A 15077-nucleotide genomic window follows, 5' to 3' on the forward strand; every position below is an offset into this window, starting at 1 on the left:
CTCCGAGCATCTATTTAATGTTGAGTAGAGCCTCTTGCCCTATGCGGGCAGGCTCGTAGTATGCCCCAGTCCAAGTGCGGGCTGGGGCATGCCTATCTCTAAGAGTTTATACCCATACCATTCATATAGCTAAGCAGATATGAGAAGATTCTTTATGCTTATGTGCCTCGTGTGCCTGGGGCTCGCTGGTCGAGTCCATGCCTCCGAGGTGACATCCCCCAACGGTGAGATGAAGCTGACCTTCACCCTCCGTGACTCCAAGCCCTATTATTCGGTCTCCTTCCGAGGTAAGCCCGTCATCAAGCCCAGCCGCCTCGGCTACGAGCTCCACAATGCGGAGAACCTCCTCGAGGGCTTCACGCAGACGGGGGAGAAGACCTCGACCTTTGACGAGACCTGGACGCCTGTCTGGGGCGAGAATAAGACCATCCGCAATCACTACAAGGAGCTGCTGGTGGGTCTCATCCAGGAGAAGACGGGGCGTGTGATGAACCTCCGCTTCCGTGTGTATGACGAGGGCGTCGGCCTGCGCTATGAGTTCCCTCAGGAGGGCAGTAAGCTGAATTACTTCGTCGTCAAGGAGGAGTGCACCGAGTTCGCCCTCACGGGTGACCATATCGCTTGGTGGATCCCTGGTGATTACGACACGCAGGAGTACGAGTATTCGCGCTCACGCCTTAGCGAGATCCGCCCGCTCTTCAAGAAGAAGGTGACGGACAATGCTTCACAGACTTCCTTCTCCGAGACGGGGGTACAGACCTCTCTGCAGCTCAAGACGGACGATGGCCTCTACATCAATCTCCACGAGGCTGCGCTGGTGAACTATCCTGCGATGCACCTCAATCTCGATGATAAGAACATGGTCTTCCGCTCTTGGCTGACTCCCGATGCACAGGGTATCAAGGGCTACCTCCAGACGCCCTGCCAGAGCCCTTGGCGTACGATCATGATCACCGACGATGCGCGCAAGGTCCTCTCCTCGCACCTCATCCTCAATCTCAACGAGCCCTGTAAGATCAAGGATACCTCTTGGATCCACCCCACGAAGTACGTCGGCGTATGGTGGGAGATGATCTCGGGTAAGGGCGACTGGGCCTATACCTCTCAGTTCCCCTCCGTCAAGCTCGGCATCACCGACTACGCGAAGGCTAAGCCCTCGGGCCGTCACTCGGCAAATAATGAGAATGTCCGCCGCTACATTGACTTTGCCGCTCAGCATGGCTTTGGTGGCGTCCTCGTCGAGGGCTGGAATATCGGTTGGGAAGACTGGTTCGGCAACTCTAAGGAATATGTCTTTGACTTCCAGACGCCTTACCCCGACTTCGATATCAAGGCGCTCAATGAGTATGCGCACTCCAAGGGCGTGAAGCTAATCATGCACCACGAGACCTCCTCGTCCATCATGAACTACGAGAAGCACATGGACCAAGCCTATCAGCTGATGAAGGACTATGGCTATGATGCGGTGAAGAGCGGCTATGTCGGCAACCTCATCCCTCGTGGTGAGCACCACTACAGCCAGATCGCTATCAATCACTACCAGCATGCCATCGAGCGCGCTGCAGACTACAAGATCATGGTCAATGCCCACGAGGCTGTCCGTCCTACGGGGCTCTGCCGTACCTATCCTAACCTCATCGGCAACGAGAGCGCACGTGGTACGGAGTATCAAGCCTTCGGCGGGATCACCCCTGGGCATACGGCTATCCTTCCCTTCACGCGTCTGCAGGGCGGCCCCATGGACTACACGCCTGGTATCTTCGAGATGCAGTGCTCCAATGGCTCACGTGCCAACTCCACCATCGGTGGGCAGCTCGCTCTCTATGTGACGATGTACAGCCCGCTGCAGATGGCTGCTGACTTCCCTGAGAACTATGAGAAGCACCTCGATGCCTTCCAGTTCATCAAGGATGTCGCCCTCGACTGGGATAAGTCCATCTACCTCGAGGCTGAGCCTATGGAGTATATCACCGCAGCTCGTAAGGCAAAGGGCTCCAGCAGCTGGTTCGTCGGTAGCGTCACGGGTCTGAAGCCTCACAACTCGACCCTGCGTCTGGACTTCCTCGACAAGGGGAAGACGTATGTAGCTACGGTCTATGCCGATGCTCCCGATGCCGACTACAAGACCAACCCACAGGCCTATACCATCACTAAGGGACTGGTCACGGCTAAGTCTGTCCTCAAGCTCCACTCGGTAGCTGGTGGTGGCTATGCTATCAGTATCGTAGAGGCTAAGGATACGAAGGGTCTCAAGCCCCTGAAGTAATCCGCCTATTCTATATAGATAAGGAGGCTGAGCTACGGCACTATGCCTGTGCTCAGCCTCCTCTCTTTGTGCCCTTGCCCTCCCTCAAGATACCCCACACACTCTATATATATTGTATGCGTATGCCGAAGATGATCTCGAGCCTCTCCCTCTCTGCAGCTCTCCTCTTCTCAGCTGAAGCTCAAGAGCCCACACTACCCCGTATGGAGCTCGCTACCGATAAGGCCTGTTATCTACCAGGTGAGATGGTACACCTCACCGCCTCGGGTACACCTCCCTCCGCCCTCTTCATCCGCTACCGCCACGGAGCGCAGATCCTCGCTGAGGTCCCCTATGCCGAGGTGGTGAAGGCTGGCCGCTGGTCATGGCGCCCTCCACGGCGGGACTTTCAGGGCTATCTCGTAGAGGTCTATACCCGCTCTGCCGAATGTGAGCTGGTCGTCGCTACCATCGCCGTCGATGTGTCCAGTGACTGGCGACGCTTCCCCCGCTACGGCTTCGTGGCGGACTTTGATGATGGGGGAGATCCTACTGCTAAGCGCACCCGCATCGCCGAGGAGATGGCCTTCCTCAATCGCTGCCATATCAATGGCGTGCAGTTCCAAGACTGGCAGTGGAAGCATCATTATCCCGCTCCTCTCGATGCCAAGGGGCAGCTGATGCCCGCCTACCGTGACGTCAGCAACCGCTGGGTCAAGGCCGAGCACGTCCGCCACTACATCGAGCTACAGCACCGCTACGGGATGAAGTCGATCTTCTACAACCTCTGCTTCGGGTCGTGGAAGGGAGCTACGGAAGATGGTGTGCAGGAGGCTTGGGCGCTCTATGCTCAGCCCAAGGAGGGTAAGAGGTATCAGGATTTCCATGGCCTTCCCTCGAGCTGGCAGAGTAATATCTACCTCCTGGATCCAGGGAACGCAGATTGGCAGCGCTATCTCTGCGACCGCAATGACGAGGTCTATCGGCTCTTTGACTTCGATGGCTATCAGATCGACCAGCTGGGCAGTCGTGGCCCACGCTATGATGCGACGGGGCGCGAGGTCCATCTCCCACGCGCCTATGCCTCCTTCATCAAGGCCGTCAAGAAGCGTCGTCCCGAGAAGCGTCTCATCATGAATGCCGTCTCGGGCTATGGCGCTGCCGAGATCATCGGCACAGGGAAGCTGGACTTCTGCTACAATGAGGTCTGGGGCAATGGCAACGGCTATGGAGGTACTTCCGAAGCGGCCTTTGCCAACCTCTATGAGATCATCAAGCGCAATGATAGCCTGAGCCGTCACCGCCTCCCGACGGTCTTCGCTGCGTATCTGAACTATGATAAGGCTGATCACGGTGGGCGAGGGGATAAGCTGATGAATACCCCAGGAGTATTACTGACCGATGCGGTGATGTTCGCCCTCGGTGGGTCACACCTTGAGCTGGGAGACCACATGCTCTCACGCGAGTATTTCCCCGCAGCACCCCTGGCGATGAGTCCCGAGCTACGGGAGGCTATCGTCCACTACTATGACTTCCTCACGGCTTATCAGAACTGGCTCCGTGGGACGACCTCCCGCCATGCCTTCACACCTCGTATCTGGACGACGAGTACCGACGTCCAGCTCACGACTTGGCCTCCGAAGGCAGATGCTATCACTGCCTTCGCTAAGCAGGTCGGCCCGAGACAGCAGGTCGTGCATCTGCTGAACTTCCTGGGGACGAATGACCTCTCTTGGCGGGATGTCGATGGCACTCGCCCTGAGCCTCGCTTGGTGCGTCAGCTACCGCTCCAGTTGGAGAGTGCGGAGCGTGTCGTCCGTGTCTGGGCAGCCTCGCCTGACCTGCGTGGCGGAGCCCCCGAGCTCCTGCCATTCACCCAGCGTAGCGGGGTGGTATCGGTTACGCTCCCTGCGCTCCACTACTGGACGATGCTCGTCCTGGAGCTGGCACCTGCTCGTTAGCTCCCCCTCATTCATAAGTTGATAGGTGTTGTTGGCCCCGTCTCGTAGACCCTCGGTCTATGGGGCGGGGCTTCGCCTTATCGCGCGTATTCCTCTTGTCCAGCGGAGGGAAAAGCGTCCTTCTCGTGAAGGAAAAAGCACCTTCACGTAGTGGTTTTCTTCTATCTATGCACGTAGTCTTAAAGACCAGGCACGCAAATCCAAATATCCACGTACGTAGATATTAGATCCACGTACGTAGTCCCAACTTATCTGCCACTCGTCCGCAACTTTTATCCCTACGCAGAGCAACAATCTAATATAGGTTCACGCACGGACCAATATAGGTCAGCCCACCGACCCATATAGGTTGATAGCTCTCCCTTATATTCCTCCCTATTTCTCGGCAAGGAAAAAGGTGGCATTGGGGGGCTATATAAATGCGTTTGTAAAGGAATTAAAGAACAGCGTATCTGTGCCTTATGAATGGAGAGTGCGCTTGTGATAAGGGCTCTTGGCCTACCCTCGGGTGGTGGAGTCTTGCTTATGAGAGAACACCTTCTACAGTGTGATAGGGTCACTCGATACATTTAGTATCTATGGGCTGCAGGCCATGACGCTGAGCTTTACTCGTGATGTAGATCTGTGGTGACGGACCTCTCATCAACGCTCCCGCCCAGTGCCTTTAGGAGGTGCTGGGCGGGAGCGTCTACATGAAGAAGTGTAGGGTGGGTAGCTTATGTCGGTGATTTTTATTACCTTTGTAGCAAAGAGATGATCGAGAGAGGAGGCGACAGAGCTTCCTCTCTTTGCATTCATCCCCTATTATCCTACGAGACGCGTCATGATCGATAAGAGCTACATTGAGGGAATTGCTTCCCAGTACTGTGCCACCGAGCACCCCGATTATTATATTGTAGAAGTTGCTGTCCACCCTGGCAATCGTATTATCGTCGAGCTGGGTGCCCGTGGGGGCATCAGCATCGATGCATGCGTCGCCCTCTCGAAGCATATCGAGGGGCAGCTGGATCGTGAGGCAGAGGACTTCGAGCTCGAGGTCGGCTCTGCAGGCCTCACCGCACCCTTCAAGGTCCTCCGTCAGTACACCGACGCTATCGGTGAGGAGGTCGAGGTGCTCCGTAAGGGGGGTATCAAGGAGAAGGGCGTCCTCTCTGACGCTACCGCCGAAGCGATCACCCTCACCGTCGTACGCAAGGTACGCCCCGAGGGTCAGAAGCGCAAGATCGAGGTCGAGGAAGCCCTCCCCATCCCGATGGATGAGGTGCTACAGACCAAGCGCGTCTTGAAGTTCTAACCCCCTCCTCTCTATTCATCAGTAGAAAAATAAACCTAATAATAGCCCCATGGCAAAGAAGAAAGAGACTACCAGCTTGATCGAAGCGCTCCTCGAGTATCAGGAGCTCAAGAGTATCGACCGCAATACGCTGATCGCGGTCATGGAGGATTCCCTCCGCAATGTCCTGTCGAAGATGTTTGGCTCGGACGATACCTTTGACGTCATCATCAACGTCGAGAAGAAGGGTGACTTCGAGATCTGGCGTACGCGTCACGTCGTCGCCGATGAGGACTTCGTTGATGAGGTGCGTGAGGTGCCCCTGAGCGAAGCCCAGCGCTTCGACTCAGAGATCTCCGTCGGCGAGGACTTCGTCGATGCAGTCGACTTCAACTCCTTCGGTCGCCGCGCAGTCATCAACCTGCGTCAGGCCTTGGCAAGCAAGATCCTCGAGCTGCAGAAGGAGCACTTCTACCACAGCTTCGTAGGCCGTGTGGGCGAGCTGATCTCCGCCGAAGTCTATCAGGTATGGAAGCGCGAAGCCCTGCTCATCGACGATGAGGGCAACGAGCTCCTCATGCCCAAGACCGAGCAGATCCCTGGCGACTTCTTCCGCAAGGGTGAGACGGTACGCGCTGTCATCGAGCGTGTAGAGAACGAGAACAGCAATCCTAAGGTCATCCTTTCGCGCGTCAGCCCTGAGTTCCTCAAGCGTCTCTTAGAGCTCAACGTGCCTGAGATCGCTGATGGCCTTATCACGATCCGTGCCGCAGCCCGTATCCCTGGTGAGCGTGCTAAGATCGCCGTAGAGTCATATGATGACCGCATCGACCCCGTAGGGGCTTGCGTCGGGGTCAACGGTTCGCGTATCCGCAGCATCGTCCGTGAGCTGAAGGGTGAGAACATCGACGTGACGACCTACACTACGAACCCCATGCTCTTCATCCAGCGCGCACTCAGCCCTGGGAAGGCCGTGGCCATCGCCCTCAGCGACGAGGACGAAGAAATCAAGCAGGCCGAGGTCTACATGCGCCCCGATCAGGTGCCCTTGGCTATCGGTAAGAACGCTGCCAACCTCAAGCTGGCTTCACTCCTGACCGGCTACCGTATTGAGATCTTCCGCGACGAAGAGGGTGCTACGGGTGAGGAGGATATCTACCTCGACGAGTTCTCTGACGAGATCGACGAGCAGATGATCCAGGCCCTCAAGGAGGAAGGCTACACCACGGCTAAGTCCGTACTGCGTGAGGATCGTGCTACGCTCCTTGCGAAGACTGAGCTGGAGGAAGACGTCCTCGACCGTATCCTCGAGGTCCTCAGCGCCGAGTTCTCCGAAGAAGAGCCCTACGAAGCTGACGAGCCCACCGCTGAGCTCGCCACCGAAGAGGGAGAAGAAGACTAATCCGTCCCGCCCGCCCGCTGCCCAGCTGTCGCTCCCTGTAGTGTAGATACCCATTAGCGAGAAGCCCGAGCAAGCCAGCAGCGAGCCCGTGAAGAGGCGGACATAAACCATTCAAAAGAGAAGATACATGCCAAAGGACATCAAGCTCTTTACCTTGGCCAAGGAACTCAACGTAGGGATTGGCTCATTCAAGGATTCGTTAGAGAAAAAGAACGTCTTAGACGTCAATACGATCACCCCCAACACTCGCGTACCCCGCGAGGTGGCCGAGCAGCTCATCGCTGAGCACGGCAAGGGCATGGGCAAGGCCGAGATCGCCGCGCTCCTCGACACCCTCAGTGGTGCCGCTGCTAAGCCTGCGCCTGCTAAGCCCGAGGCCCCTGCTGCTGAGCCCGCTCCTGCGAAGGTGAAGCACATCGAGACGGTCGTCCCCGAGGATCGCCGCCCTAGCCTCAATATCAAGGGCTCCATCGCCACGGAGAAGAAGGCTGAAGCTAAGCCCGCCACCAAGGTGAAGGCCGAGCCTAAGCCCAAGCCTGCTCCTGCCCCTAAGGCGGAGGCTCCTGCACCAGCAGCTAAGCCCGAGCCCAAGGTAGAGGTCAAGCCTGAACCCAAGCCCGAGCCCGCTCCTGCACCCGCTCCTAAGGTCGAAGCACCCGCCCCTAAGGCTGAGCCCAAGCCCGAATCGAAGCCTGCTCCTGCTCCCGATCCTGCTCCCGATCCTGCACCCGCAGCGCCCGAGGTCAAGCCCGAGCCCAAGGCTGCTCCCGCAGCTGAGGAGCCCACGGTACGTGAGCCCGAGATCTTCCGTCCTTCCACGCCAAGTGCAGGGATCAGCTTCAACGTAGTAGGTAAGATCGACCTCTCTTCGATCAACGATAATACCCGCCCCGCCAAGAAGTCCGCTGCCGACAAGGGTCGTAAGCGCACCCGTATCGGTAAGGGTCCCGTCGATGTCAAGGCCGAAGCCGCTAAGGTAACGGACAATGGCACGAAGAAGCCCGGACAGCGCAATGGCAATGGTGGTAATGGCCGCTCCGCAGACCCCAACAACCGCGGTGGTCGTGGCAATGCCCAGCAGGGTGCTGCCGAGCAGAAGACCGGCCGTAAGGCCAAGCGTCAGAGCCAGCAGCCTCAGAAGGCTGTCGTCACGGACGAAGATGTACAGCGTCAGGTCAAGGAGACGCTTGCTCGTCTGACGGGTAAGAATCAGCAGGGTGCTAAGTCCGCTAAGTACCGTAAGGACAAGCGTGACGCCGCTCGCTCTGCAGCTCTCGACGCTCAGGAGCGTAGCGAAGCCGAAAGCCGTACGCTGAAGCTCACTGAGTTCGTGACGGTGAGTGACCTCGCAAGCCTTATGGACGTCCCCGTGACGCAGGTCATCGCTACCTGTATGAGCATCGGTCTGATGGTGTCTATCAACATGCGCCTCGACGCTGAGACCATCGAGATGGTCGCAGAAGAATTTGGCTACAAGACCGACTTCGTCAGCGCTGAGGTCGTCGAAGCCATCACGCAGGAAGAAGAGATCGATGACGAAGCTGACCTCATCAGCCGTCCTCCTATCGTCACCGTCATGGGTCACGTCGACCACGGTAAGACGTCGCTCCTCGACCGCCTGCGCAATACCAACGTCATCGCCGGCGAAGCAGGGGGGATCACTCAGCACATCGGTGCTTACAGCATCCGCTTCAAGGACGGTAAGCGTATTACCTTCCTCGATACTCCGGGTCACGAAGCCTTCACCGCTATGCGTGCTCGTGGGGCCAAGGTTACCGACATTGCTATCATCATCGTCGCCGCTGACGACGACGTGATGCCTCAGACGAAGGAAGCTATCAACCATGCTGCCGCCGCTGGTGTGCCCATGGTCTTCGCGATCAATAAGATCGATAAGCCCGCCGCTAACCCCGACCGTATCCGTGAGCAGCTCGCTGCCATGAACTACCTCGTCGAGGAATGGGGCGGTAAGTACCAGTGTCAGGAGATCTCCGCTAAGCAGGGCATCAACATCGATGAGCTGCTGGAGAAGGTCCTCCTCGAAGCTGAACTCCTCGAGCTCAAGGCCAATCCCAAGCGTCGTGCTGTCGGCTCCGTCATCGAGTCGTCACTTGACAAGGGGCGTGGCTATGTGGCTACTGTCCTTGTGCAGAATGGTACACTCTCGCAGGGTGATATCGTACTCTCCGGTACGCATTACGGCCGTGTCAAGGCGATGTTTAATGAGCGTAATCAGAAGGTTGAGAAGGCAGGCCCCAGCGAACCCGTGCTGATCCTTGGCCTGGATGGTGCTCCGACGGCTGGTGAGACCTTCAATGTGATGGACACCGAGCAGGAAGCTCGTAGCATCGCTAGCAAGCGTGAGCAACTCAAGCGCGAGCAAGACAACCGCACGAAGAAGGGTCTTACCCTCGACGAACTCGCTCGTCGTCGTGCGCTGGGTAACTTCCAGGAGCTCAATGTCATCATCAAGGGTGACGTCGATGGCTCTATCGAAGCACTCTCTGACTCGCTCATCCGCCTCTCGACAGAGGAGATCCAGGTCAACGTCATCCACAAGGGGGTCGGTCAGATCTCGGAGAGCGACGTCGTGCTTGCCTCCGCTTCGTCTGCGATCATCCTTGGCTTCCAGGTCCGTCCCAGCCAGGCCGCTCGTCGCCTAGCTGACCGTGAGGGCGTAGAGATCCGTACGTATTCGATCATCTACGACACCATCGAAGACATCAAGTCCGCAATGGAAGGGATGCTTTCGCCCGAAATCAAGGAGAATGTCGTGGCCAACCTCGAGGTCCAGCAGACCTTCAAGATCACCAAGGTCGGTACCATCGCCGGCTGTATGGTCGTAGAAGGGAAGATCAAGCGTAATAATAAGATCCGTCTTATCCGTGATGGTATCGTCAAGTATCAGGGTGAACTTGGTTCGCTCAAGCGCTACAAGGACGATGCTAAGGAAGTAGTCATGGGTCAGGATTGCGGTCTGAATATCGATGGCTACAACGACATCATGGTCGGTGACATCATCGAGGCCTACGAAGAAATCGAGATCAAGAAGACCCTCGACTAAGTCGCGGTCGACTTCACTCACGATATACCAATAGACATTACGCCCCAGGCCGCTTCGGCAGCCTGGGGCGTAATGCGTTTCTATGCTATCAGCGAGGGGGGCTTTGTGACCAGTACTGCTCACCGTGACGACCAATATAGGTTCATATCGCTCGCTGTATGGCGTCGTACTACGACGGACTTCGGTGGGCGCTTCTTTGGAGGAGGGGAATATTGGCTTGTGTGGGGTAGGGTAGCTCTCTTACTCTACTTGAAGCCTAACTCCTCTATGATTTCGTCAAGTTTGTTGATGATCTCTTCGGCGACGCTTGTCTTCATCGCGGGGAAGTTCTCGGGAGATTCCCAGTTATATGGATTGAGGTATTTCCACTTCATGCCATTACCCTCATCTGTCTGTGCTTGGGAGGGAGATTTTATTTCCGAGGGCCGGTTGTCTTTGACGCCAATCCATACATTAGTCCAACGTGGGCCTTTCCCGCTTTCAGAAGATATGATAATGTAGCCGTCCCATCCGTCTTTTTGAATGCGGATTTCTGAGAGTTTATTGGAGTCTGTTTTATTGATAAATATACATCCTTTTTTCTTAGCATACTCTTCTAGTTTTGGAAAAATGTACTTCTCTCTAATTCCCTGAGCGATTGCACCACGTTTGCTTGATAGTATATCTACTACTTCGGGGTGATCAACTGCGAGATCAATGATTTCCTGGATATTCTCTTGATTCATATCTTGATAGGTGAGTTGCTTGATAGTTCGGATATACTGATTGAGTGACTCTCGGACGAGGGGCTTGTTGTCGGCCAGTCGCACGCATTGCTCCAGCCAGCGAAGGATATCTTCTGCGTACGATAGGCAGAGATAGTCTACCTCTTTAGCGTTTCCCTTGGCTGTGCTTCCTTCGCTGGCTTCGCTTCCAAAGAGAGTGAGATAAACCAAGAGGTACCTGTCTGCTCCAAAAGTCTTCTTCCCATAGTTATCGTAGCGAGTCAGTTGCTTGTCTTGATCTCCAGCGTAAATTTTGTTCTCTATGATGAGTCCGTAGTGGCTACTTTTACTTTCCACAAGGATGTCAATGCGCCCGCCGGTATCGCCTGCTATGAGTCCTGTATAATGCTCTGTATGGCTTTGTGGGGGTGTACTGCTCTCGAAAGGGTAGGCAGTACCCTTCAGTGCGATCTCAAAGAAAGCTTTTAGGAAGGCATCGCCGCATCCGTGGCTTCCCTTGGGGTCGAGTAGATTAGCGATTAGGGCGGAGTGCTTTAATTCGTAGCGCTCTATGTTGAGGATGCTAAAGAGATTGTAGTTTTCGCCTTTGCGATTTCGCTCCTCTTGCTGCGCTTGTTCTAAGGCGCAGATTCTCGCTACCTCTCGAAAGAATCGCTGTATATCCAGCTCTGTATCCATACTTATTTTGTGTTGTGATGATTGTCTAAGTCTGATCCCTTGCTCTGTCAGAGGGGGTATGCGGGGTGTAGACTCCTACTCGGTGGGTTTGCTTGCCTGTATTTGCAATACCCTCTGGCTACAAATGTACGAGTTTCGATAGGATAGGGCGCGGGATCCTGTGCGCTGCGTGTGACTTCATCTGGGTGAGGCTGTCTGAGGTATAGAGGTCGCTGTGACGACCTATATATATAGGTTCGTGCGCTGACCAATATAGGTCGGAGCAGCGACCAATATAGGTGCATACCGCTCTCTGCATGGTGTCGTACTACGGCGGACTTCGGTGGGTGGGGAATTCTCGGGTGAGGGAGATGTTGGCTTGTGTGGTAGGCTGTTGCATAGAGTACTATCCTCTATTTAGAGTGCTAAGGTATCGCACGCCCAGCTCACACCGATATGCCTCTCCGAAGCGAGCAAGCAAGCCCTGCGCCTTATCGCGAGTATTCCTCTTATCCAGCGGAGGGAAAATTGTCCTTCTCGTGAAGAGAAAAGCGCCTTCCCGTAGTGGTATTCTTCTATCTATGCACGTAGTCTTAAAGACCAGGCACGTAAATCCAATTATCCACGTACGAAGTTATTAGAGCCACGTACGTAGCCCAAACTTATCTGCCACTCGTCCGCAACTTTTATCCCTATGCGGAGCAACAACCTAATATAGGTCACTTCACAAAGCTATATAGGTCGGCGTGACGACCTATATAGGTTCGTGCGCTGACCTATATAGGTCGGAGCAGCGACCAATATAGGTTCATAGCCCTTACTGTGGGACTCCGTGGTGCGGCAGGCCGCAGTGGGTGCTTCTCGGGAAGGAGAGATATTGCCTTGCGTGGGGTAGGAGAAGAGCTCGGACTGAGGATGTTTCTGCGGTGAAAGTCAAGGGCGTGCAAGGTGTTGTATCAGATATTTTTGTATCTTTGTGAACGAATTTCCTATGTAGGGTAGGAGAAGAAGTCTATCCCTCCGTCGTGGAGCGGGTGGCACCCTACGGGGCTAACTTTTTAGTTATCAACGATAATGTACGTCATCGTAGACATTCAGGGCCAGCAGTTCAACGTAGAACAGGGCCGTCGCCTCTTCATTCACCACGTCAAGGGTGCAGAGAGTGGCGCAGTAGTAGAATTTGACAAGGTCCTCCTCGTAGACAAGGATGGTGCTGTCACTGTAGGTACGCCTGTAGTGGCTGGTGCTAAGGTCGTGTGCGAAATCATCACGCCTCTTGTAAAGGGCGACAAGGTACTTGTCTTCCACAAGAAGCGCCGTAAGGGCTATCGCAAGCTCAATGGCCACCGCCAGCAGTTCAGCGAAGTCCTCGTCAAGGAAATCGTAGCGTAAGTAATTGTATCACCGCATTAGTTTAGACATAAGACAATGGCACATAAAAAAGGTGTAGGTAGCTCCAAGAACGGACGCGAATCAGAAAGTAAGCGACTCGGAGTAAAGCTCTTCGGTGGTCAGCACGCTAAGGCTGGTAACATCATCGTCCGCCAGCGTGGCACGCAGCATCACCCAGGTGCAGGCGTAGGTATCGGTAAGGACCACACGCTCTATGCACTGATCGACGGTAAGGTGGTCTTCACTCGTAAGAAGAACGACCGCTCGTACGTCTCCATCGCGGCTGAGGCCTAAGACGGAGCACACGTCAGACAAGTCAACCGGAGGTTGCTCCAGAAGGGTCTACACAGCCCGGAGGGAGCGACCTCCTCTCATTATACCCCACACGAGACATTATGCTTACACTCAAGCAAATCAAGGAGAATACCGAGGCGGTCATTGAGCGCCTCCGCAAGAAGCAATTCGAGGCACGCGAAGCGATCACCGAAGTCCTGAACTTGGATGAGATCCGCCGTCGCTCTCAGCAGGAGCTCGATGCCAGCCTCTCTCGTCAGAAGGCCCTCGCTAAGGAGATCGGTGATCTGATGAAGCAGGGCGCCAAGGAGCAGGCCGAGAGCATCCGCTCTCAGGTGGCACTGCTCAAGGAGGCAAGCAAGAGCCTTGAGGAGAAGAAGGCCGAGGCCGAAGCGAAGATCCGTGAGATCCTGCTCACTGTACCTAACCTCCCCGCCGACATCGTGCCCGAAGGCGCTACGGCTGAGGACAACGTCTGCGTCAAGATCGGTGGCGAGATGCCCGCACTCGATGCTACCGCTGAGCCCCACTGGGAGCTGGCGAAGGACTATGACCTCATTGACTTCGAGCTGGGTGTGAAGATCTCGGGTGCTGGCTTCCCCGTCTATAAGGGTTATGGAGCTCGCCTGCAGCGCGCACTCATCAACTTCTTCCTCGACAATGCTCGTGAAGCTGGTTACCTCGAGGTACAGCCTCCCTACGTCGTCAACGAAGACTCAGGCTACGGCACGGGTCAGCTCCCCGACAAGGAAGGGCAGATGTACCATGCTACGGCGGACAACCTCTATCTCATCCCCACGGCTGAGGTGCCTGTGACGAATATCTATCGTGACGTCATCCTCGAGGAGAAGGATCTGCCCGTACGCAACACGGCTTACTCCGCCTGCTTCCGCCGCGAAGCTGGGTCGTATGGTAAGGATGTGCGTGGTCTGAACCGCCTCCACCAGTTCGATAAGGTCGAGATCGTCTGCATCGACAAGCCCGAGCGCAGCTATCAGCGCCTCGATGAGATGGTCGCCTACGTAGAGACGCTCGTCACGAAGCTCGAGCTACCCTGGCGCATCCTGCGTCTGAGCGGTGGCGATATGAGCTTCACCAGCGCACTGACCTATGACTTCGAGGTCTTCTCGGCTGCACAGAAGCGTTGGCTCGAGGTCAGCTCTGTGTCGAACTTCGAGAGCTACCAGGCCAACCGTCTGCGCTGCCGCTATCGTGACGCTGAGCAGGGTGTCCAGCTCGTGCACACGCTCAATGGTAGTGCACTGGCTCTTCCCCGTATCGTCGCAGCACTGCTGGAGAACAACCAGACGCCCGAAGGTATCCGCATCCCCGAGGCTCTTCGTCCTTACACGGGCTTCGACTTCATCTCCCGTCCAGCGAAGAAGTAAGCGACTTCCTCACTCGGACGCTACAATAAAAGCTCATCCCCACACTGCCATCAGGCGGTGTGGGGATGAGCTTTTATTGTAGATGCGAATGACTCGCTGGGCCTACTTCGCGTCGGAGTAGATCTGCTTGATGGTCTCCTCGATCTGATCGGGAGTGAGATCGCCTACCGTCTGGATGGGCGTACCCTGCATAGGGATGAAGAGGCACATTGGGATGCTCTTCACACCGAAGATATTGGCCAGACCAGCTTCCTTGTCGATATCGATCTTGTAGACGTCGATCTTACCCGCATACTTCTTAGCGATAGCTTCGAGCTTGGGGCTGAGCTTACGGCAGGGACCGCACCAGTCGGCGTAGAAGTCGAGGATAGCGGGACGGCTGCCCTTGAAGACGAACTTCGAGGGCTCTTCCTTATAGTCCCAGATGTTCTTGCGCAGGAAGTCTGCGTCGATGTGCTTGATAGCGCCTTCTGCGGCCTTGTCGTCGGCAGCAGCTTCTTCGCTGGGTGCAGCTGCGGTCGTCTCGGTGGAGGCAGAAGCAGCGTTGCTCGAAGCCTTGGCCGTGCAGGCATAGCTCGAGAAGAGACCTGCGGAGATGAGGGCGAGGCTGAGGATGACTTTCTTCATTATTCAGTTAGTTGCTACGAGGTGATAGAATACTGCTCGTTGGTATGAT

10 protein-coding genes are annotated in these 15077 nt (G+C 55.7%); 8 read left to right on the plus strand and 2 right to left on the minus strand.

What is annotated here, in order from left to right:
- The first annotated feature begins 139 nt into the window (after positions 1-139).
- The 5 genes from HMPREF1323_RS08180 (at position 140) to infB (ending at position 9945) form a co-directional block, all read left to right on the plus strand.
- On the plus strand, positions 140-2266 hold the full coding sequence (locus HMPREF1323_RS08180; RefSeq protein ID WP_044124263.1) for a glycoside hydrolase family 97 protein: 2127 nt from the start codon (positions 140-142) through the stop codon (positions 2264-2266).
- A gap of 122 nt (positions 2267-2388) precedes the next feature.
- Entirely contained in the window at positions 2389-4206 is a 1818-nt protein-coding gene (locus HMPREF1323_RS08185; RefSeq protein ID WP_198004381.1) for a glycoside hydrolase family 66 protein, read from the plus strand.
- Between the two features lie 823 nt (positions 4207-5029).
- Positions 5030-5500 carry a ribosome assembly cofactor RimP gene (gene rimP, locus HMPREF1323_RS08190; RefSeq protein ID WP_009433673.1) on the plus strand — a complete coding sequence of 157 codons (471 nt, stop codon included), beginning with the start codon at positions 5030-5032 and terminating at the stop codon, positions 5498-5500.
- Positions 5501-5549: 49 nt separating this feature from the next.
- Positions 5550-6881, plus strand: coding sequence for a transcription termination factor NusA (nusA, locus tag HMPREF1323_RS08195; protein ID WP_009433709.1), 1332 nt, complete (start codon positions 5550-5552; stop codon positions 6879-6881).
- Between the two features lie 127 nt (positions 6882-7008).
- On the plus strand, positions 7009-9945 hold the full coding sequence (gene infB / locus HMPREF1323_RS08200) for a translation initiation factor IF-2 (protein WP_009433715.1): 2937 nt from the start codon (positions 7009-7011) through the stop codon (positions 9943-9945).
- Positions 9946-10190: 245 nt separating this feature from the next.
- Here the strand turns inward: infB and HMPREF1323_RS08205 are convergent, their stop codons facing one another.
- Positions 10191-11348: a PDDEXK-like family protein gene (locus HMPREF1323_RS08205; protein WP_009433704.1), complete on the minus strand. Its 1158-nt coding sequence runs from the start codon at positions 11346-11348 to the stop codon at positions 10191-10193.
- Positions 11349-12401: 1053 nt separating this feature from the next.
- On the opposite strand from HMPREF1323_RS08205, the gene rplU reads away from it, so the two are divergent.
- The 3 genes from rplU (at position 12402) to serS (ending at position 14401) form a co-directional block, all read left to right on the plus strand.
- A complete protein-coding gene (gene rplU / locus HMPREF1323_RS08210; protein ID WP_009433676.1) occupies positions 12402-12719 on the plus strand; it encodes a 50S ribosomal protein L21 in 318 nt (105 codons plus the stop codon).
- Positions 12720-12755: 36 nt separating this feature from the next.
- Positions 12756-13013 (plus strand): 50S ribosomal protein L27, encoded by a 258-nt coding sequence (rpmA, locus tag HMPREF1323_RS08215; protein WP_009433701.1) that lies wholly within the window; start codon positions 12756-12758, stop codon positions 13011-13013.
- A 101-nt stretch (positions 13014-13114) separates the two neighbouring features.
- On the plus strand, positions 13115-14401 hold the full coding sequence (serS, locus tag HMPREF1323_RS08220; RefSeq protein ID WP_009433695.1) for a serine--tRNA ligase: 1287 nt from the start codon (positions 13115-13117) through the stop codon (positions 14399-14401).
- Positions 14402-14503: 102 nt separating this feature from the next.
- Here the strand turns inward: serS and HMPREF1323_RS08225 are convergent, their stop codons facing one another.
- Entirely contained in the window at positions 14504-15028 is a 525-nt protein-coding gene (locus HMPREF1323_RS08225) for a thioredoxin family protein (protein WP_009433710.1), read from the minus strand.
- Between the last annotated feature and the right edge of the window lie 49 nt (positions 15029-15077).

The sequence above is a fragment of the Porphyromonas sp. oral taxon 279 str. F0450 genome (assembly GCF_000292995.1).
GTDB lineage: Bacteria > Bacteroidota > Bacteroidia > Bacteroidales > Porphyromonadaceae > Porphyromonas > Porphyromonas pasteri.

Coding starts and splice junctions, on each gene's coding strand:
- HMPREF1323_RS08180 (WP_044124263.1), top strand. CDS start 140: ATGAGAAGATTCTTTATGCTTATGTGCCTCGTGTGCCTGGGGCTCGCT.
- HMPREF1323_RS08185 (WP_198004381.1), top strand. CDS start 2,389: ATGCCGAAGATGATCTCGAGCCTCTCCCTCTCTGCAGCTCTCCTCTTC.
- rimP (WP_009433673.1), top strand. CDS start 5,030: ATGATCGATAAGAGCTACATTGAGGGAATTGCTTCCCAGTACTGTGCC.
- nusA (WP_009433709.1), top strand. CDS start 5,550: ATGGCAAAGAAGAAAGAGACTACCAGCTTGATCGAAGCGCTCCTCGAG.
- infB (WP_009433715.1), top strand. CDS start 7,009: ATGCCAAAGGACATCAAGCTCTTTACCTTGGCCAAGGAACTCAACGTA.
- HMPREF1323_RS08205 (WP_009433704.1), bottom strand. CDS start 11,348: ATGGATACAGAGCTGGATATACAGCGATTCTTTCGAGAGGTAGCGAGA.
- rplU (WP_009433676.1), top strand. CDS start 12,402: ATGTACGTCATCGTAGACATTCAGGGCCAGCAGTTCAACGTAGAACAG.
- rpmA (WP_009433701.1), top strand. CDS start 12,756: ATGGCACATAAAAAAGGTGTAGGTAGCTCCAAGAACGGACGCGAATCA.
- serS (WP_009433695.1), top strand. CDS start 13,115: ATGCTTACACTCAAGCAAATCAAGGAGAATACCGAGGCGGTCATTGAG.
- HMPREF1323_RS08225 (WP_009433710.1), bottom strand. CDS start 15,028: ATGAAGAAAGTCATCCTCAGCCTCGCCCTCATCTCCGCAGGTCTCTTC.